Here is a 19456-nt window from a genome sequence, read left to right on the forward strand (position 1 = left end):
CGCGCACCGCCGCCTCCGGACGGGGCGCAGTGGGTCGAGGCGTACCGACGCTGGGCCGGCTGCTGAGGAAGCGGAAGCGCACGCCGGTTGCTTCACAGGCTGCACACCCGGTGACCGGGAAGGAAGGCTCTGGCGTGCATACTGCGGTATGCTCGCCGTATGGCTGATACGACCCGGATCACGGTCACGCTGCCGACCGAGCAGGTGGCAGAGCTGAAGAAGCTCACGGACAACGTCTCCGGCTATGTAGCCGAGGCAGTCGCCCGTCAGATCAGACACCAACTGCTCGGGGCCGACCTGCGGAGCTACGAGGACGAGCACGGCTCCTTCAGCGAAGAGGAGCTGGCCGAGGCCCGAGCGCGTATCGCGGGTGCGACGGGGACCGAGGGTGGCGCGAGCGCCGCGTGAATCGGCACATCGAATCTGTTGTTCTGGACAGTGAGGGGCTGTCAGCCTGGGTCGCCCAGGACCGGAAGGTTCTCAGCCTGCTGAAGGTGTTCCACGAGATGGGCGCGGATTTCGTCATCAGCGCGAACACCATCGTGGAGGTCAGCCACTCCCGCGTGAACATGCCACGGCTCCAGTGGACCCTGTCCCGGGTCAAGGTGGAGCCGGTCACCGAGCAGACGGCCAAGGAGGCGGCGCGGCTGCTCAAGGCGGCCGGCCTGCACGGTCACAAGTACGCCATCGACGCGACTGTCGCGGAGGTGGCGCTACGGCAGACCGGACCCGTGGTCCTCCTGACGTCGGACATGGACGACATGGCCCGCCTGTGCGGCAAGCGGATCGGGCTCATCGGCCTCTGAGCCTTGAAATCGCAGGTCAGGCCGTGATGCATGAAAGAGGCTTGACCGACGTCACGAGGGTGCCGAGCCGGATGGTGTCGGTCACGGCGGCCGGGGTGCCCGGGGTGCCCGGGGTGCCTGGGATGGGGTGGTTTGGGCCGGACGGGTGGCGTTCGTCTGAAAATCGGGGATCTCGGGGTGCGGCTGCTGGCAATCTGTGCTCGCGTCCGCATGATCGGATTTGTCAGCTCAGCGGATCACGGAACAACCGTATCCGCGTCCGATCACCGGAAGTGAGAGGTCGAGAAGTCATGGCTGTTGCCGTCGACGTGAAGTCGTTCTGGGGCGCGCTGCTCAGCGTGCTGCTCAAGTGCATCGCCGCGCTGGGGTTCACCACCCCGGCGCGTACCACGACCGGCACCGTGGCCGGCGCGGAGGTCCTGCCGGCCGGGACCGCCGGCACCGGAGCGGACGTGCCGCAGCGCCGCGCGGCGGGCGGGCGCGCGGGAGGAGGGGCAGGGGTGCGGACGGCGGCGCGGCGCGCGACCGTGCCGGCGCCTCGCGGCTACGACCCGCACCAGCGCAGGCTCGACCTCGGGCGCAAGCGCACCCTGCCGCCCACGATGAAGCAGCGCATCGGCGCCGAGGCCCACGGATCGTCCCCGAGCGCCCGCAGCCTGCGGATCGACGACCTGCTGGGCGCGGACTTCGCCGGTGCGGTGAGCGGCTCGGTCCCCGACCCCGGTTCGGGCTCCGGTCTCGGCTCCGGCGCTTCCGCTCCCGCCGCGTCCGCGGTCTCCCCTGCCGACGCCCCCGCTGCCGGTTCCGGCGCCGCCCCCGTCGCCACGCTCACCCGTTGACCGTCCGCGCATCCCGTCGGACGCCGATCCCGTCAGCTCTCCGACTCTCGGCTCACCAGCTCACCAACTCATCAGCTCGTTCCACCGCTCGACCCGTAGAAGGCCGTGCGTGAACGGCCCGCTCAAGCCGCAGGAAAACCCGGCAGTACCCGCATGACGACCCTCTGACTCTCGACGGCCGGCGCGTGACCGTTCCGCGCCACGTCCGTCACCCGCACCACCCGTCGTCATGCGGCGCACCGCCGGAACAGACCGCCCCGCCCGCAGACCCGCCCGTACGTCCGCCCCCTGTCCGTACGCCTCCCCGCCCGTCCCCGACGCGCACCGCTCCCAGGACCGCTCTCGGGACCGCTTCCGCGACCCTCGCCCGGGGCATGGGTGCAGTGGGGGAGGATGGTCGGGTGATCCCACCCGCTTCCGCAGACCCGCTGCTGCCCGCTCCCGCCGTCCGCCTGATCGCCACCGACCTCGACGGAACCCTGCTGCGCGACGCCAGGACGGTGTCGCAGCGCACGGTCGACGCGCTCGCCGCGGCCGAGGCCGCCGGCATCGACGTGTTCTTCGTCACCGGGCGGCCGGCGCGCTGGCTCGACGTGATCGCCGATGTGCTGGCCGGCCACGGGCTGGCGATCGTCGCCAACGGCGCCGGGCTGTACGAGGTGCGGACCGGCGCGCTCGTCGAGGCGTTCCCGCTGCCGGAGACCGACGCGCTCGAGGTCGCGAGGACGCTGCGCGAGGCGCTGCCCGGCACGGTGTTCGCGGTGGAGCGCGCGCACGTCTTCCGGCGCGAGCCCGGCTACACACCCGGTGAGCCGGACGGCGGCGCTCCCGCGCCGCTGGAGCAGCTGCTCGCCGAGGACCTCGACCAGCCGCTGCTGAAACTGCTCGCCAAGCACCCGGACCAGGACCCGGACGCTTTCCTGGCGGCGGCCCTGCGGGTGGCCGGCCGGCAGGCCGAGATCACCCGCTCCAGCGAGACCGCGCTGCTGGAGATCAGCGGGGTGGGAGTGAGCAAGGCGAGCACGCTCGCCAAGTGCTGCGCCGAGCGCGGGGTGACCGCCGCGGAGGTCGTCGCCTTCGGCGACATGCCCAACGACCTCGCGATGCTCGGCTGGGCGGGTACGTCCTACGCGGTCGCCAACGCGCACCCGGCCGTCCTCGCCGCCACCACCCACCGCACGGCGTCCAACGAGGAGGACGGCGTCGCCCAGGTCATCGAGCGGATCGTCGCGGCGCGACGCCAGGGCTGACCGGGGGCGGCACCAGCGCTAACCCGGCGCGGCGCCAGGACCGGCCGGCGCGGCCGGCGGCGCCGCTCCCCGCCTGCTCCCGGGCCGGCACCCCGGCCTCCGCCCCTCAGCGCGCGACGGCGGGGACCGCCTCCCGCGCCGCGTCGGGCGCGCCGGGCGCGTCGCCCACGCCCGCCCCGGCCGTCGCCGCCGTGTCCGCCGCGCGCTCGCGTTCCAGCGTGCGGCGGAACGGGCCGTCCGCCGCGGCCAGTTCCGCGTAGGTCCCGCGCTGGACCACGCGGCCCGCGTCCAGGACGAGAATCTCGTCGACGGCGTCCGGCGCCGCGAGGCCGGCCAGGCGGTGCGTGATGAGCAGCGTGGTGGTGCCGCGGGTCGCGGCCAGCAGGTCCGCGGTGAGCGCGTCCGCGGTCGGCACGTCGAGGTGCTCCGCGGGCTCGTCCAGGATCAGCACGGGGAAGCGGGCGAGCAGCGCGCGAGCCAGGGCGAGGCGCTGCCGCATGCCGCCGGAGAGCCGGGCGCCGTGCTCGCCGACCGCCACGTCGAGGTCGACGTCCAGCCGGGCCGCGGCCAGTGCCTCGCGCAGGTCGCCGTCGGTGGCGTCGGGCCGGGCGAGGCGCAGGTTCTCGCGGACCGTGCTGTCGAAGACGTGCGCGTCCTGCGCGCACAGGCCGACCAGGCGGCGTACCGCGTCCCCTTCGAGGTCCGCGGCGGGCCGGCCGCCCAGCGTGTAGGTGCCGGACTCCGCGTCCAGGAACCGCAGCAGGACGTGCGCGAGCGTGGTCTTGCCCGCGCCGGACGGCCCGACGACCGCCACCCTGCGGCCCGGGGTCAGGGTCAGGTCGACGCCGCGCAGCGCGGGTTCGGCCCGGCCGGGGTGGCGGGCCGTCAGTCCGCGCACAACCAGCGGGTACGGGCTCGCGGGCGGGTCCTGCGGCAGGTCCGGCTCGCGCACCGGGGCGGGCGCGGTCAGCACCTCCCGGACGCGTTCGGCCGCGCGGCGGCTGCGCCGGCGCTGCTGGGCGGCGAGCGGCATCCCCGCGACCGCCTCGAAGGCGGCGAGCGGCGTCAGCACGACCACCGCGAGCAGGACGCCGTCCAGCCGGTCCGCGGCGGCGGCCCGTACGCCCACCCAGGCGCAGGCCGTCACGGTCAGGCCGCTGACCAGGGCGGTCAGACCCGCCCCGAGCGCGGTCGCGGCGGCCGAGCGCGCGCCGATCCGGCGCAGGTTCTGGTCCGCGCGGACGGCGTCCCGCCGGCGGGCGGGCAGCGCGCCCGCCACGGTCAGTTCGGCGGTGCCGGTGAACAGCGCGAGCACGCGGGCGGAGAGTTCGCCGCGGGCCGGGGCCGTCCGGCTCTCGGTCCTCCGGGCCACGGTCGCGGACAGCGCGGGCACGGCGGCGCCCGCGAGGAGCAGGCCGGCGGCCAGGATCAGCCCGGCGGTCGGCAGCAGCCAGCCGGTGAACGCGGCGGCAGCGGTCGCCGTCACGCCCGCGGTCACGGCGGGCAGCAGCCAGCGCAGGTAGTGGTCCTGGACCGAGTCGACGTCGGCGACCAGGCGCGAGAGCAGGTCGCCGCGGCCGGTCAGGCCCAGGCCCGCGGGGGCGAGGCGTTCCAGCCGGGCGTAGACGCGTACCCGGACCTCGGCGAGGGCGCGGAAGACGGCGTCGTGGCCCATCAGCCGCTCGCCGTAGCGGAAGACGGCCCGCCCGATGCCGAAGGCGCGGGTCGCGGTCACGGCGACCATCAGGTACAGCACGGGCGGCTGCTGCGCGGCGCGGCTGATCAGCCACCCCGAGGTCGCCATCAGCCCGACCGCGGACACCAGCGCGAGGACCCCCAACCCGGCAGCGGCGGCGAACCGCCCCCGGAACCCCACCATGCCCCCGAGACCGAGGCCGTGCCCGCGCGCCGGGCCGCGGTCGTGACTACGCTCCCGGCGGCGTCGGGTTCCACGCCGGGCGTCGTCGTCGGCGGGCACCGCGCCGCGTACGGGCCCGGCCGCCCGCGCGTCGGACGCGCCCGCCCCGTCCGCCGCCGAAGTCGCCGCCGAAGCCCCCGCCGAAGTCGCCGCCGTGTCCCCCGCCGAGGCCGCTGTCTCGTTGTGGACCGGGGCCGTGGCCCCGTGCGCCCCGGCCGTCGTCGCGGCCGGGGGCGGGATCGTGTGGGTGCGGTCGGCCAGGGGGAGGAGGGCGGGGCGGTGGGCGGTCATCAGGACGGTGCGGCCACGGGCGAGGTCGCGGAGGGAGGCGATGACCGCGGCCTCGGTGTCGCCGTCGAGGTTGGCGGTCGGCTCGTCGAGCAGGACCAGCGGGCGGTCGGCCAGGAAGGCGCGGGCCAGGGCGATGCGTTGGCGCTGGCCCGCGGACAGGCCGGCGCCGTCCTCGCCGACCGGGTCGTCCGGGCGGGCGAAGTCGGCGGCGCCCGCGGCGGCCAGCGCGGCGACCACCTGCGCGTCGGTGGCGTCGGGCCTGGCCAGCCGTACGTTGTCGGCGATCGTGCCGGCGAACAGGTGGGGGCGCTGCGGCACCCAGGCGATCTGCCGGTGCCAGGAGGCCGGGTCGAGGGCGGCCAGGTCGACGCCGCCGACCAGGACACGGCCTTCGGCGGGCGGCGCGAAGCCGAGCAGCGCGGCCAGCAGCGTGGACTTGCCGGCTCCGCTCGGACCGGTCACCGCGACCGTCTCGCCCGGTGCGACCACCAGCGTGGTCGCGGGCAGCACGCCGCCCTCCCGTACCTCGACACCCTCGAACCAGATCACCGCCGTACGCAGGTCGGGCGCGGGCAACGGCGCACGCGCGGGAGCGTCCGCCACGGACGACGACGCGGACGACGCTGACGACACGGCCTCCGTGACGCCGTGCGCGCCCTGCGCTCCGTGCCCGGCGGACCCCAGCGGGGTCTGGAGGACCTCGAAGACCTCCTCCGCCGCCGCCAGGCCCTCCGCCGCCGCGTGGTACTGAGCGCCCACCTGCCGCAGCGGAAGGTACGCCTCGGGCGCGAGCACCAGCACCAGCAGCCCGGTGTGCAGGGAGAGCTCGCCGCGGACCAGCCGCATGCCGATGCCGACCGCGACGAGGGCCACGGAGATCGTGGCGAGCAGCTCCAGCACGAAGGAGGACAGGAACGCGATGCGCAGGGTGCGCAGCGTCGCCCTGCGGTAGTCGCCGGTGATGCGGCGGATGTTCTCCGCCTGGACCTTCGCGCGGCCGAAGACCTTGAGCGTGGGCAGGCCCGCGACGACATCCAGGAAGTGGCCCGACAGCCGGCCCAGCAGCCGCCACTGGCGGTCCATCCGCTCCCGGGTCGCCCAGCCGACGAGCACCATGAACACCGGGATCAGCGGCAGCGTGACCACGATGGTCAGCGCCGAGATCCAGTCGGCGGCGGCGATCCTGGCCAGCACCACCGCGGGCGCCACCGCGGCGAGCGCGAGTTGCGGCAGGTAGCGGGCGAAGTAGTCGTCGAGCGCGTCCACGCCGCGGGTCGCCAGCGTGGTCAGCTCGCCGCTGCGGCGGCCGGTCAGCCAGCCGGGGCCGAGGGCGGTGGCGTGCTCCAGCAGGCGGGCGCGCAGCTGCGACTTGACCACGGCTCCGGCACGGTACGCGCACAGCTCGGTCAGCCAGGCGACCAGCGCCCGGCCGACGGCGACGCCGGCCAGCGCCGTCAGGCGTCCGCCGAGCGCTCCGTCGCCCTCGCCGCGCTGGAAGCCGCCGACCACGATGTCCGCGATGAGGACGGCCTGCGCGACCACCAGCGCCGTGCCGAGCAGGCCCAGCAGGACCGAACCGGCGAGGAAGACCCGCGTGGTGCGCGCGTACCGCAGCAGCCGGGGATCGACCGGTTTCACACCCCTCGCCCCCCTTCGTGTTCCACGTGAAACATCGGCGCACCGCCTGCCGCCGCCCGCGCATCCCCCGCGCACCGCCGCACACCGCGTGCCGCCGCCCGCGCATCCCCCGCGCACCGCCGCGCACCGCCTGCCGCCGCCCGCGCATCCCCCGCGCACCGCCGCACACCGCCTCCCGGCGTCCGCGCACTCCCCGCGCGTCCCCGCACACCGCCCGCGGACATCAGTGCACCGCCCCCGCGATGTGCTGGGTGCCGATCCGCTTGCGGAAGACCCAGTAGGTCCAGCCCTGGTAGAGCAGCACCAGCGGGGTCGCGATGCCCGCGCACCAGGTCATGATCCGCAGCGTGTAGGGGGTCGCGGAGGCGTTGGAGACGGTCAGCGACCAGTCGCCGTTCAGCGTCGAGGGCATCACGTCGGGGAACAGCGTGAGGAAGAGCATCGCGACCGCCGCCGCGATGGTGACGCCGGAGAAGGCGAACGACCAGCCCTCGCGCCCGGCCAGGTTGGCGCCGAGCGCGGCGGCCAGCGCGACGACGGCCACGACCAGCGCGACCAGGCTGCGCGCGTTGCCGCTGTGCGCCTGCGTCCAGATCAGGAAGCCGGCCGCGAGCACGGCGGCGGCCGACCCGGTGCCGGTGGCGCACGCCCGGGCCCGCTCGCGGATCGGCCCGAGGGTCTTGAGCGAGGCGAACACCGCGCCGTGGAAGGTGAAGAGGGCCAGCGTGACCAGCCCGCCGAGCAGCGTGTACGGGTGCAGCAGGTTCCAGAAGCCGCCCACGTACTCCTTGTGCGCGTCGATCTTCACGCCCCAGGTGATGTTGGCGAAGGCCATGCCCCACAGGAACGCCGGCAGCAGCGAGGCCCAGAAGATCGCGTGCTCCCAGGCACGCTGCCAGCGCTCGCCCTCGCGCTTGGCGCGGTACTCGAAGGCCACGCCGCGCACGATCAGGCAGACCAGGATCAGCAGCACCGGCAGGTAGAAGCCGGAGAAGAGGGTGGCGTACCAGTCGGGGAAGGCGGCGAAGGTGCCGCCGACCGCGGTGAGCAGCCACACCTCGTTGCCGTCCCAGACCGGGCCGATGGTGTTGATCAGCACGCGCCGCTCGCTGCGGTCGCGGGCGAGCAGCCCGGTGAGGACGCCGATCCCGAAGTCGAAGCCCTCCAGGAAGAAGTAGCCGGTCCACAGGACGGCGATGAGGACGAACCAGACGTCGTACAGGTGCATCTCGCGCTCCTTTCCGGGCTCAGTACGAGAAGGCCATCGGCCGGTCGGCGTCGGCGTCGTGGTCGCCGCCGATCCGGGTGGGGGAGCGGCGGTCGTCGTCGGTCAGTTCCGGGGGCCCGGCCTTGACGTACGTGGCCAGCAGACGCACCTCCACGACCGCGAGCACGGCGTAGAGCGCGGTGAAGACGGTGAGCGAGGTGACCGCCTCGCCGGTGGAGACGCCGGGGGAGACCGCGGCGGAGGTGCGCAGCAGGCCGTAGACCACCCACGGCTGGCGGCCGGTCTCGGTGAAGATCCAGCCCCAGGAGTTGGCGAGCAGCGGGAAGACCATGGTCAGCAGCGCGATCCGCCAGTACCAGCGGGACAGTCCGTCGCCCAGGCGCAGCCGCGAGGTGACCATCAGGTGGGGCACCTCGTCCTCGCCGGTGCGGTGCTCGGGCGCGATCCAGACTCTGCGCCGGGTCAGCCACAGGCCGGCCGCGCCGACCGCGATGGAGACCACGCCGAAGCCGATCATCCAGCGGAAGCCCCAGTAGGCGACCGGGATGTTCGGCCGGTAGTCGCCGGGGCCGTACGTGTGCTGCTCGGCCTTGTTCACGTCGTTGATGCCGCCGACGTGGGAGTGGAAGTCGTCGGTGGCCAGGAAGGAGAGCAGGTCGGGGATGTCGACGGCGACCTTGTTGTGGCCCTTGTTGACGTCGCCGACGGCGAAGACGGAGAACGGCGCGCCCTTCTGTCCGTCCCACAGCGCCTCGGCGGCGGCCATCTTCATCGGCTGCTGCTTGAACATGACCTTGCCGAGGGTGTCGCCGCTGATCGCGGTGAGCGCGCCGGCGACGACCGCCACGACCAGGGCCGTCCGCAGCGAGGAGCGCATCACCGTGATGTGCTGCTTGCGGGCCAGGTGGTAGGCGCAGATGCCGATCATGAACGCGGCGCCGGTCAGGAAGGCGGCGGACATGGTGTGGAAGAACTGCGCGAGGGCGGTGTTCTGGGTGAGCACGGCCCAGAAGTCGGTCAGCTCGGCGCGCTTGGTCGCGGGGTTGTAGCGGTAGCCGACCGGGTGCTGCATCCAGGAGTTGGCGGCCAGGATGAAGTACGCCGACAGGATCGTGCCGATCGAGACCATCCAGATGCAGGCCAGGTGGATGCGGCGGGGCAGCCGGTCCCAGCCGAAGATCCACAGGCCGATGAAGGTTGACTCGAAGAAGAACGCGATGAGGGCCTCGAAGGCCAGCGGTGCGCCGAAGACGTCGCCGACGAAGCGCGAGTAGTCCGACCAGTTCATGCCGAACTGGAACTCCTGGACGATGCCCGTCACCACGCCCATGGCGATGTTGATCAGGAAGAGCTTGCCCCAGAACTTGGTGGCCCTGAGATAAGTGTCCTTGCCCGTGCGCACCCAGGCGGTCTGCATCCCCGCGGTCAGGGCGGACAGCGAGATCGTCAGGGGGACGAAGAGGAAGTGGTAGACGGTGGTGATCCCGAACTGCCACCTGGCGACGTTCACCGGCTCCAGCGCGAGCTGCACGGTACGCCTCCTTTGCTGCCGAAGGGGCGGTTGCCCCGGGTTCACCGGACATGCCCTGCCTTATGGGCACGACACGTCCGCTTGTGAACGTGAATACATTCACAAAGTAGTATCGCGCATACACCGAAGCCCCCTGACACCGGGGGTGGGTCAGGGGGCTCCAGGGCAGGTCAGAAGGGGTGGACAGCCCTCGGCGACGGTGGCGCGGCGGCTCGTCACAGCTCCTTGCGGAAGGCCTCCGCGGTCCGCAGCAGGATGTCGTTCGCCTCGGTCTCGCCGATGGTGATCCGCACGCCCTCGTCGCCGAACGGCCGGACCGTGGTGCCGGCCCGCTCGCACGCCGCGGCGAAGTCCGCGGTGCGCTCCCCCAGCCGCAGCCAGACGAAGTTCGCCTGCGTCTCGGGCACGGTCCAGCCCTGGCCGGTCAGCGCCCCGACCATCCGGGCGCGCTCGGCCACGAGGGCGGCGACCCGCTCCAGCAGCGCGGGCTCGGCGCGCAGGCTGGCCACCGCGGCGTCCTGGGCGAGCTGGCTGACGCCGAACGGCACCGCGGTCTTGCGCAGCGCGGCGGCCACCGGCTCGTGCGCGATCGCGAAGCCGACCCGCAGGCCGGCCAGGCCGTACGCCTTGGAGAAGGTGCGCAGCACCGCGACGTTCGGGCGGTCGCGGTACACGTCGACGCCGTCGGGCACCTCGGGGTCGGTGATGAACTCGCGGTACGCCTCGTCCAGCACCACCAGCACGTCGGAGGGCACCCGGTCGAGGAACCGTTCCAGCTCGGCCCTGCGCACCACCGTGCCGGTCGGGTTGTTGGGGTTGCAGACGAAGACCAGCCGGGTCCGCGGGGTGATCGCGTCGGCCATCGCGTCCAGGTCGTGGTGCTCGCCCGGGGTCAGCGGCACCCGCACCGAGGCGGCGCCGCTGATCTGGGTGATGATCGGGTACGCCTCGAAGGACCGCCAGGCGTAGATCACCTCGTCACCGGGGCCGGAGGTCGCCTGCAGCAACTGCTGGGCCACGCCGACCGATCCGGTGCCGGTCGCGATGTGCCCGGCCGGCACGCCGAAGCGGCCGGCCAGTTCCTCGGTGAGCGCCGAGCAGGCCAGGTCGGGGTAGCGGTTGAAGGCGGCCGCGGCGGCGGTGGCCGCCTCCAGCACGCCGGGCAGCGGAGGGTACGGGTTCTCGTTGGAGGACAGCTTGAAGGCCGGGCCCGCCGGGACCCCGCCCTCGTCGGCGGTCGCCGGAGGTCGTCCGGGCTTGTACGTCGGGATGCCGTCCAGTTCCGCGCGCAGCTTGGGGGTGCTCATGGCCACACCCTACGAGCGGCGGACGACGGCCGGGGAGGTGCCGTACGTCACCCGGTCGGGGGTTGTGCCCGGGTGGCGCGCGCGGTGGCGCGCGTCCCTCGTAGGAGTGAGTTGACCTGATCGCCACAGTCGGACCAATGGACGGGTGAGGGGGCGCGAGCCGGCCGGTATCGCCCTGTGCGGGGCGGCTGCCGCCTGCATATTCACTCCGCATACGGTTTTCGATCTTGCAGAAACCGTTCTTCTGCGGGGTCGGGCAGGTCCCCCGGCCCGGAAGCCGTACGGACCAGCGCCGCCCTACTATCGGCACGCCATGACAGCAGCAGGGAAACACCAGGCGAGCCGACCCGTCGGACGCCGGATGGAGCGGGCGGGGATCAGGGACGTCGCCGCTGCCGCCGGCGTCTCGATCACGACTGTCTCCGACGCGCTCAACGGCAAGGGCCGACTGCCCGACGCCACGCGGCGCCATGTCCGCGAGGTGGCCGACCGGCTGGGCTACCGCCCGTCCGCGGCCGCCCGCACCCTCCGCACCGGCAGGTCGGGCCTGATCGGCCTGACGGTGACGACCTACGGCGAAGAACCGTTCACCTTCACCGAGTTCGCCTACTTCGCCGAGATGGCCAGGGCCGCCACCTCCGCGGCGCTGGCCCGCGGCTACGCCCTGGTGATCCTGCCCGCCTCCTCCCGGCACGACGTGTGGGGCAACGTCGCGCTGGACGGCACCGTCGTCATCGACCCCTCCGACCAGGATCCGGTGGTCACCGAACTGGTCCGGCAGGGCGTGCCGGTGGTCAGCGACGGCCGCCCGGCCGGCAGCCTGCCGGTGCAGGCGTGGGTGGACAACGACCACGAGGAGGCCGTGCTCGGCATCCTCGACCACCTCGCCGACGCCGGCGCCCGCCGGATCGGGCTGCTCACCGGCACCAGCACCGACACGTACACCCGGCTGTCCACCACCGCGTACCTGGAGTGGTGCGAACGCGTCGGCCAGGAGCCGGTCTACGAGGCGTACCCGGCCCACGACCCGTGCGCGGGCGCCGTCGCCGCGGACCGCTTACTGGCCAGGCCGGACCGCCCCGACGCGGTCTACGGGCTGTTCGACCCCAACGGCACCGACCTGCTGGCCGCGGCGCGCCGCTACGGGTTACGCGTGCCGGACGACCTGCTGCTGGTGTGCTGCAGCGAGAGCGGCGGCTACGCGGGCACCGACCCGCCGATCACCACGCTGTCGCTGCAGCCGCGGCGGATCGGCACGGCGGTGGTCCAGTTGCTCATCGACGCGATCGAGGGGATCGCGCCCGCGCACCCGGTGCAGCAGGTGATGCCGACCGAGCTGATCGTCCGCGCCTCCTCCCAGCGCCGGCCGCACCGCACCACGGTGAGCGCGCCGCGCGGACCGGCCCGCGAGTAGCGGGGCGCGGGCCCGCGGGTCGCGGATAAGGGATGGTTTGTCTGGACCATCTGAAAACCAGGTGCCTGGGTATGTCACAACGCGCCAGCGTCATTCCTATGATGGGCGGATGGCGGCGCGATCGTGGAGGGGTCGATGACTCAGGGGGCAGGTCAGGGGTACGAACCCGGTTCCGGGTACGAGCCCGCGCCCGGCTATGCGACGGCGCCCGACTACCGGGAGGCGTACCCGCCGCCGCAGGCGCACGCGCCGGCCGCGTACGAGCCGACCCAGCCGGACATCCCGCTGGTCCCGCAGGACTACACGCCCACCGCCCGCGACCTGCCGGTGATCACCCCGACCCACGAGTCCGGCGACCGCCCGGGGCCGCTGTTCGTGGTCGGCGACGTGCACGGCTTCCTCGACGAACTCCTCGCCGCCCTGCGGGAGAACGGCCTGGTGGACGCGGAGGGCCACTGGTCGGCCGGCAGCGCGCGGCTGTGGTTCCTCGGCGACTTCACCGACCGCGGCCCGGACGGCATCGGGGTCATCGAGCTGGTCATGCAGCTGTCCGCTGAGGCGGCGGCGGCGGGCGGCTACTGCCGCGCGCTGATGGGCAATCACGAACTGCTGCTGCTGGGCGCGCACCGCTTCGGCGACACGCCCGTCAACTCCACCGGCGGCACCGCCTCGTTCCTGGCCGCCTGGCGGCTCAACGGCGGCCAGCCCTCGGACATGGAACGGCTGGAGGACCGCCATCTGACCTGGATCTCCCGGCTGGACGCGGCCCATCTCACCGACGGGCACCTGCTGCTGCACTCCGACACCACCGCGTATCTGGACTACGGCAGCAGCATCGAGGAGATGAACGACGCGGTCACCGGCGTGCTGCAGCGCGGGGACGCGGACGAGTGCTGGGACCTGTTCCGCAAGTTCACCAAGCGGTTCGCCTTCCGCGGCGACGGCGGGCCCGAGGCGGCACGCGAGCTGCTGGGCACCTACGGCGGCACCCGCGTGGTGCACGGCCACAGCCCGATCCCGTACCTGCTCGGCGAGGTCGGCGGCGAAGCGCCGGTCGACCCCGAGGAGCGCCCGCACCACGTGCCGGGCCCGATGGTCTACGCCGACAGCCTCGCGGTGGCGATGGACGGCGGCGTGACCATGGAGGGCCGGCTGCTGGTGGCCCAACTCCCCCTGGTGGGCCACCCGGTCGGCTGAGCCGCGGCGCGGAGCGGCTCAGCGGACGGCGCGGCCCACGACGCGTGGACGGCCGGGCGCGACGCGCGGACGGCTGGGCGCGACGCGCGGTCGGCCGGGCGCGGGGGTCGCCGACAGCGGTGCGGGGGACCCGGCAGGCTCGGGGCGTCCACATTTCCTGGTTGCACCCTGTCACGGCCCCCCGGACCGCCCTACCATCGGCTGTATCCGTAGGCACACCGCTCTCCAAGGCGTCCGACCGGACGAGCCGGTTCCACGTGGAACATCCGGCGTGGCACATCCGGCCGTGCACGGAGAGTCGGAGCATCGGGGGATGCACATGACCAGCGCTCCACATCTGCTCACCGAGGACCGTCCGGACTTCGAGCGCGTTCTCGACGAGGCGCTGCACCTGGTGCTCGGCGAACTGCCGCTCCAGGACGAGGACGCGGCGCCGCTGAACGCCGAGCAGTTGCGCACCATGGCGCTCGCCGCGTCCGACGTGATCGGCGCGACGGCGGGCGAGGAGTACGAGGCGTACCGCGCGCTGAGGGCCGAGGCCCGCGAGGCGGCGCGCGAGTCCGCGCGGCTGCGGGACAACCGGGCGTTCGGCTACGCGGCGATGGGGGTCGCCGAGGGCGCGGGCTCCGGCGCCGGCCTGGTCGCGGTCCTCGCGGTGCTCACCCCGCTGCTGGCCGGTGCGGCGGCGGTGATCTTCCTGCTCATCGGCTACGCGCTGCAGGCCGTCTCGCCGGAGCCGGGCATCGCCTCGCCGCTGCGGACCGCCGGGTGGTTCTTCGCCGCGGTGACCGCCGCGTCGATCCTGCTCGGCGCGATCGGACTGGTGCTGACCGCGCTGCGTGACGGCTCGTCGGCCATCCACGACACGCCCGACGCGATGCCGCCCGAGGTCGCCCGCGCGCGTGACGCCTGGCAGGACGCGCTGCTGGACCGCGGGATGCTGCCGTTCCTCTACGAGGCGCTGGCCGACGCGGGGGCGGCGGCCGGCAGGGGGCCGGGCACGACCGGACCGGGCCGGGGCCCGGCCGGCGGCCGGGGCGGGGGCCTGGAGGAGATTCTCGACGGTGAGCCGCTGGCCGCCGCGCCGCCCTCGCGGATGCCGGACCTGGGCTACTCCCGGCCCGACTTCTCCTCGCCGCAGGACCCGCAGGCGACGGCGCCGCGGTTCAGCTCGCCGGACTTCAGCAGTCCGGATTTCACGACCGGGGCGGACCGCCACGGCGATCCGCGGTGACGGGGCGGGGCGCCGTGCCCGCGGCGGCCGGGAGGCGCGGGCGGGGTGCCGTGCCTGCTGCCGCCGGGAGGGGCCGGCAAGGTACCGTGCCTGCCGCCGCCGGGACGCGCCGCCCGGTTGGAGGCGTCCGGCTCGCGGGGGAGCGCGGCGGTTGGTTCACTGCTGGGGAGTGAGGTCCAGCGCGGGGCCACCGCGGCACCGGGAGGAATCATGCGCGTCCGTCGTTCGCTGACCGTCCTGTGCGCGGTCGTCCCGCTCGCGTGGGCCGCGGCCGGCTGCTCGAACAACCCCGGCGGCACCGTCTCGGCGAGCGGGATCAAGGGCAGTCAGGAGATCCTCGACCCGGCGCCGGGCGGGTGCCACCGCTTCATGGCCGGCGGCGTGAACTCCGTGAACAACCAGACCGGCATGGACCTCCACCTCCACGTCGGCCCGGACTGCACCGACCCGGCCGGCCACCCCGCCTTCTACCTGCCCGCCACGCTGGCCACGACCACCGTCCCCGGCCGCGCCTTCTGGCACAGCTTCACGACGGTCAACGCCGAGGCCCCCGTCCCGGCGAACTGACGCGAACGGCGCCCCGTGGCCCGGCGTGTCCGGGGCGCGGGGCGCCGTCGCGCGCCGGGCCGGCCGGTGGGGCGCACCGGCCGGTCCGCGGCCCCGTTTCTCAGTCGGCCAGCGGCAGGTAGACGCGGTTGCCGGCCGCCGCGAACTCCTCGGACTTGCGGGCCATGCCCGCGGCGATCTCCTCCTGCGTGGCGCCCGCGTCGGCGCCGTGGGTGCGGCGGATGTCCTGGGAGATCTTCATCGAGCAGAACTTCGGGCCGCACATGGAGCAGAAGTGCGCGGTCTTCGCGGGCTCGGCAGGCAGCGTCTCGTCGTGGAAGGCGCGGGCGGTGTCCGGGTCGAGGGCCAGGTTGAACTGGTCCTCCCAGCGGAACTCGAAGCGCGCGTCGGACAGCGCGTCGTCCCACTCCTGCGCGCCGGGATGACCCTTGGCGAGGTCGGCGGCGTGCGCGGCGATCTTGTAGGTGATGACGCCGGTCTTCACGTCGTCGCGGTCGGGCAGCCCGAGGTGCTCCTTGGGCGTGACGTAGCAGAGCATCGCGGTGCCCCACCACGCGATCATCGCCGCGCCGATGCCCGAGGTGATGTGGTCGTAGCCGGGAGCGACATCGGTGGTCAGCGGCCCGAGCGTGTAGAACGGCGCCTCCTCGCACACCTCCTGCTGGAGGTCGATGTTCTCCTTGATCTTGTGCATCGGGACGTGCCCGGGCCCCTCGATCATGGTCTGGACGCCCATCCGCTTGGCGACCGCGTTCAGCTCGCCCAGCGTGCGCAGCTCGGCGAACTGCGCCTCGTCGTTGGCGTCGGCGATCGACCCCGGGCGCAGGCCGTCGCCGAGCGAGTAGGTGATGTCGTAGGCGGCCAGGATCTCGCACAGCTCCTCGAAGTGCTCGTAGAGGAAGCTCTCACGGTGGTGGGCCAGGCACCACGCGGCCATGATCGAGCCGCCGCGCGAGACGATGCCGGTCTTGCGGCGGGCGGTCAGCGGCACGTACCGCAGCAGCACGCCGGCGTGCACGGTCATGTAGTCCACGCCCTGCTCGGCCTGTTCGACGACGGTGTCCCGGTAGACCTCCCAGCTCAGCTCCTCGGCGCGGCCGTCGACCTTCTCCAGCGCCTGGTAGAGCGGCACGGTGCCGATCGGCACCGGCGAGTTGCGCAGCACCCACTCGCGGGTGGTGTGGATGTTGCGGCCGGTGGACAGGTCCATCACGGTGTCCGCGCCCCACCGCGTCGCCCACGTCATCTTCTCGACCTCCTCCTCGATCGAGGAGGTGACCGCGGAGTTGCCGATGTTGGCGTTGACCTTCACCAGGAACCGCTTGCCGATGACCATCGGCTCGATCTCCGGGTGGTTGACGTTCGCCGGCAGCACCGCCCGGCCGGCCGCGATCTCCTCGCGGACCACCTCGGGCGGGACGTTCTCGCGCAGCGCCGCGAACTCCATCTCCGCGGTGATCTCGCCCCGCCTGGCGTAGGCGAGTTGGGTCACCGGCGAGCCGTCGCGCGAGCGGCGCGGCAGCCGCGGGCGGCCGGGGAAGACCGCGTCGAGGTTGCGCAGCCCGCCGCGCGGCGCGGTGTGCTTCAGCCCGTCGTCCTCGGGCCGGACCGGCCGGCCGGGGTACTCCTCGGTGTCGCCGCGGCCGATGATCCAGTTCTCGCGCAGCGGCGCGAGCCCCCGCCGCACGTCGGTGTGCTCGTTGGGGTCGGTGTACGGGCCCGAGGTGTCGTACAGCGTCACGTCGCGGCCGTCGGTGAGGTGCACACGGCGGACCGGCACCCGCAGGTCGGGGCGCGAACCCTCCAGATACCCCTTGTGCCAGCCGATGTCGCGCGTGCGCGCGTCCTGCATGGTCATGTGAGACCCACTCCCTACGCCGGCATTACCCGGTAACAGGTTCAGCGGTCGGCGCAGCGCTCGCCCCTCACGGCGAAGTCAGCGCCCTCTCAGCCCGGTGCTCCGAGCTCCCGCGTTTGCAAAGGTGCTGCCAACCGTAGCCGTTGGGGGCGGACAGGCACCAGGGCCCCTTGCGATGATCGGCCGGTGGACATCCCCCCTGGATCAGACGCCCACGGGCACACGCACGCGCACACGCACGGCCCGGTGCCGCCGGTCTCCGCGCACCTGCGCAAGGTGATCGCCGCGGTGCTCGTGCCGTTCGCCGCGGCGGTGGTGGCCGGCCTGGTGCTGCTGTGGCCGGGCGGCGCGCCCGGCCACGCGCGCAGCGGCGTCGGCTTCGACCAGCAGACCCGGCCGGGCACGGTCGTGCGGCTCGTGGACGTGTCCTGCAAGGCGATCGGGGCCGCGCCCTCGTCCGCCGGGGTCGGGGACCACTGCCAGAAGGCGGTGATCGAGGTGGAGTCGGGCCCGGACCAGGGCACGACGTTCACCGAGGTCGTCCAGCCGGACCAGACCCGGCGCTACCACCAGGGGCAGGGCGTGGTGCTGGCGTACGCGCCCAACGCCCCGGCGGGGGAGCGCTATTCGGTCACCGACGTGACCCGCGGCGTCCCGCTGTCGCTGCTCGCGGGCGTCTTCGCGGTCGCGGTGATCGTCGTGGGCCGGATGCGCGGCGTCATGGCGCTGGTCGCGCTCGTGGTGTCGTTCGGGGTGCTGACGCTGTTCATCCTGCCGGCGATCCTGCGCGGCCACGACCCGCTGCTGGTCGCGGTGGTGGGCGGCAGCGCGATCATGCTCGCGGCGCTGTACATGTGCCACGGCGTCAACGCCCGTACGTCCGTGGCGGTGCTCGGCACGCTGTGCTCGCTGTTCCTGATCGGGGTGCTCGGCTCGGTCTTCGTCGACCGCGCGCACCTGACCGGCAACACCTCGGACGAGACCGGCGTGATCCACGCGCTCTACCCGCACATCGAGATCAAGGGCGTGCTGCTGGCCGGCATCATCATCGGCTCGCTCGGCGTGCTGGACGACGTGACGGTCACCCAGGTCGCCGCGGTGTGGGAGCTGAAGGACGCCGACCCCGGCATCAGCAGGCGCCGGCTCTACGCGGCGGGGATGCGGATCGGCAGGGACCACATCGCGTCGGTGGTCAACACGCTGGTCATGGCGTACGCCGGGGCCGCGCTGCCGCTGCTGCTGCTCTTCTCGATCGCGCGCAGCGGGGTGGCGCGGGTGGCGAGCAGCGAACTGGTCGCGGAGGAGATCGTCCGCACGCTGGTGGGGAGCATCGGGCTGGTGGCGTCCGTGCCGCTGACGACGGCGCTGGCGGCGCTCGTGGTGAGCGCGGACCGGCGGTCCCCCGCGGCGGCGGGCGCGACGGGGGCACGGGCGGCGGTGGCGGGTGCGGGGTCCGCCGGCGCGGGATCGGCGAACGCGGGGTCGACGGGTGCGCCCGCGGCGGGCGGCGGCGGTGGGAGCCACCGCCGCCGCAAGTGAGCTTCGGGGCCGGGGCCCGTCACCAGTCGCGCTTGGACCCCGAGCCCCCGGAGAAGCGCTTGACCACCAGGACCAGCGCGCCGACGAGGATCACGAAGACGATGACCTTGAAGAGCAGGCCGACCACGATGCTGATCAGGCTCGCGACGATCCCGCCGAAGATGACCAGCGCGATGACCGGGATGCCGATCCACTTCACCCACCAGGGCAGGTTCTTCAGCAGCTTGTCCATGACGCTCGTACGCTCCTATGTCACTGCGCGGGTCCCGCGGCGCGGTGTGCGCCACGAATCCTTCACGTACTGACGACTGTAGAGCCATCATCCCCGCCCGCGGGGGCCTGCGGGACCGGAGAGGACCCTGATCCGGCCCCTAGGGTCCGCAGGGGCCGGCGGGCCCGGACGAATCGGGGGCCGGGGGTCCGGCGGGGGTCCGGCGGGGGTCAGGCGGGGGTCAGGCGGGGGTCAGGGCTCCGGCGGGGAGAAGACCACCAGGACCCTGAGATCCTCGGTGATGTGGTGGAAGCGGTGCGGCGTCCGGGCCGGCACATGGACGACGCTGCCGCGGGCGACGGTCGTGGTCTCCTCACCGACCGTGATCGCGGCGCGCCCGCTCACCACGAAGTAGATCTCGTCCTGGGCGTGCGGCGTCTGCGGGTCGGTGTCGCCCGCCTTGAGCGCGTAGAGCCCGGCCGACATGGTGCGCTCCTTGAGGAAGCGCAGGTAGGCGCCCTGGTTCGCGTCCCGCTCCGCGTCCAGGTCGTCCAGCCGGAACACCTTCATGTCCACTCCTCGGTACCGGTGACGCTACGTCTGCGTCCGGAGTATTGCCCTGCTGATC

At 73.5% G+C, this 19456-nt stretch carries 16 protein-coding genes; 9 read left to right on the forward strand and 7 right to left on the reverse strand.

Annotated elements, in window-relative coordinates; genetic code table 11:
* The first annotated feature begins 159 nt into the window (after positions 1-159).
* The 4 genes from VSR01_RS19520 to VSR01_RS19535 all read left to right on the forward strand — a co-directional run bounded on the left by VSR01_RS19520 (position 160) and on the right by VSR01_RS19535 (position 2895).
* Positions 160-408: a hypothetical protein gene (locus tag VSR01_RS19520; RefSeq protein ID WP_326450481.1), complete on the forward strand. Its 249-nt coding sequence runs from the start codon at positions 160-162 to the stop codon at positions 406-408.
* Positions 405-806: a PIN domain-containing protein gene (locus VSR01_RS19525; protein WP_326450482.1), complete on the forward strand. Its 402-nt coding sequence runs from the start codon at positions 405-407 to the stop codon at positions 804-806. The genes VSR01_RS19520 and VSR01_RS19525 overlap by 4 nt, the downstream gene beginning before the upstream one ends.
* Positions 807-1096: 290 nt before the next feature.
* Positions 1097-1645 (forward strand): DUF6344 domain-containing protein, encoded by a 549-nt coding sequence (locus VSR01_RS19530; RefSeq protein ID WP_326450483.1) that lies wholly within the window; start codon positions 1097-1099, stop codon positions 1643-1645.
* Positions 1646-2019: 374 nt separating this feature from the next.
* A complete protein-coding gene (locus VSR01_RS19535) occupies positions 2020-2895 on the forward strand; it encodes an HAD-IIB family hydrolase (RefSeq protein ID WP_442785491.1) in 876 nt (291 codons plus the stop codon).
* Positions 2896-3001: 106 nt separating this feature from the next.
* On the opposite strand, the gene cydD is transcribed toward VSR01_RS19535, so the two are convergent.
* The 4 genes from cydD to hisC all read right to left on the reverse strand — a co-directional run bounded on the left by cydD (position 3002) and on the right by hisC (position 10808).
* Entirely contained in the window at positions 3002-6742 is a 3741-nt protein-coding gene (cydD, locus tag VSR01_RS19540; RefSeq protein WP_326450484.1) for a thiol reductant ABC exporter subunit CydD, read from the reverse strand.
* 223 nt (positions 6743-6965) lie between these two features.
* A complete protein-coding gene (gene cydB, locus VSR01_RS19545; protein WP_326450485.1) occupies positions 6966-7970 on the reverse strand; it encodes a cytochrome d ubiquinol oxidase subunit II in 1005 nt (334 codons plus the stop codon).
* Between the two features lie 19 nt (positions 7971-7989).
* On the reverse strand, positions 7990-9501 hold the full coding sequence (locus VSR01_RS19550) for a cytochrome ubiquinol oxidase subunit I (RefSeq protein WP_326450486.1): 1512 nt from the start codon (positions 9499-9501) through the stop codon (positions 7990-7992).
* A gap of 215 nt (positions 9502-9716) precedes the next feature.
* On the reverse strand, positions 9717-10808 hold the full coding sequence (gene hisC, locus VSR01_RS19555) for a histidinol-phosphate transaminase (RefSeq protein ID WP_442785492.1): 1092 nt from the start codon (positions 10806-10808) through the stop codon (positions 9717-9719).
* Between the two features lie 313 nt (positions 10809-11121).
* Here hisC and VSR01_RS19560 point away from each other — a divergent pair, with 313 nt between their 5' ends.
* From VSR01_RS19560 to VSR01_RS19575, 4 genes are all read left to right on the forward strand, one after another.
* Positions 11122-12222 carry a LacI family DNA-binding transcriptional regulator gene (locus tag VSR01_RS19560; protein WP_326450488.1) on the forward strand — a complete coding sequence of 367 codons (1101 nt, stop codon included), beginning with the start codon at positions 11122-11124 and terminating at the stop codon, positions 12220-12222.
* A gap of 135 nt (positions 12223-12357) precedes the next feature.
* Entirely contained in the window at positions 12358-13419 is a 1062-nt protein-coding gene (locus tag VSR01_RS19565; RefSeq protein ID WP_442785493.1) for a metallophosphoesterase, read from the forward strand.
* 313 nt (positions 13420-13732) lie between these two features.
* The gene (locus VSR01_RS19570) at positions 13733-14653 is read left to right on the forward strand and encodes a hypothetical protein (RefSeq protein WP_326450489.1); all 921 of its coding nucleotides are present in this window, start codon (positions 13733-13735) and stop codon (positions 14651-14653) included.
* A 210-nt stretch (positions 14654-14863) separates the two neighbouring features.
* Complete coding sequence (locus VSR01_RS19575) at positions 14864-15220, forward strand: hypothetical protein (RefSeq protein WP_326450490.1); 357 nt, start codon at positions 14864-14866, stop codon at positions 15218-15220.
* Between the two features lie 100 nt (positions 15221-15320).
* Here VSR01_RS19575 and thiC read toward each other — a convergent pair whose 3' ends face one another.
* Complete coding sequence (gene thiC, locus VSR01_RS19580) at positions 15321-17078, reverse strand: phosphomethylpyrimidine synthase ThiC (protein WP_326450491.1); 1758 nt, start codon at positions 17076-17078, stop codon at positions 15321-15323.
* Positions 17079-17264: 186 nt separating this feature from the next.
* Here thiC and VSR01_RS19585 point away from each other — a divergent pair, with 186 nt between their 5' ends.
* Entirely contained in the window at positions 17265-18617 is a 1353-nt protein-coding gene (locus tag VSR01_RS19585) for a YibE/F family protein (RefSeq protein ID WP_326450492.1), read from the forward strand.
* Between the two features lie 19 nt (positions 18618-18636).
* Here VSR01_RS19585 and VSR01_RS19590 read toward each other — a convergent pair whose 3' ends face one another.
* Both VSR01_RS19590 and VSR01_RS19595 read right to left on the reverse strand, forming a co-directional pair.
* Positions 18637-18849, reverse strand: a complete 213-nt coding sequence (locus VSR01_RS19590) for a DUF5326 family protein (protein ID WP_326450493.1) — start codon at positions 18847-18849, stop codon at positions 18637-18639.
* A 231-nt stretch (positions 18850-19080) separates the two neighbouring features.
* Positions 19081-19398: a cupin domain-containing protein gene (locus tag VSR01_RS19595; protein ID WP_326450494.1), complete on the reverse strand. Its 318-nt coding sequence runs from the start codon at positions 19396-19398 to the stop codon at positions 19081-19083.
* Positions 19399-19456 lie beyond the last annotated feature (58 nt).

This window comes from Actinacidiphila sp. DG2A-62, from assembly GCF_035825295.1.
In the GTDB taxonomy this organism is placed as follows: Bacteria; Actinomycetota; Actinomycetes; order Streptomycetales; family Streptomycetaceae; genus Actinacidiphila.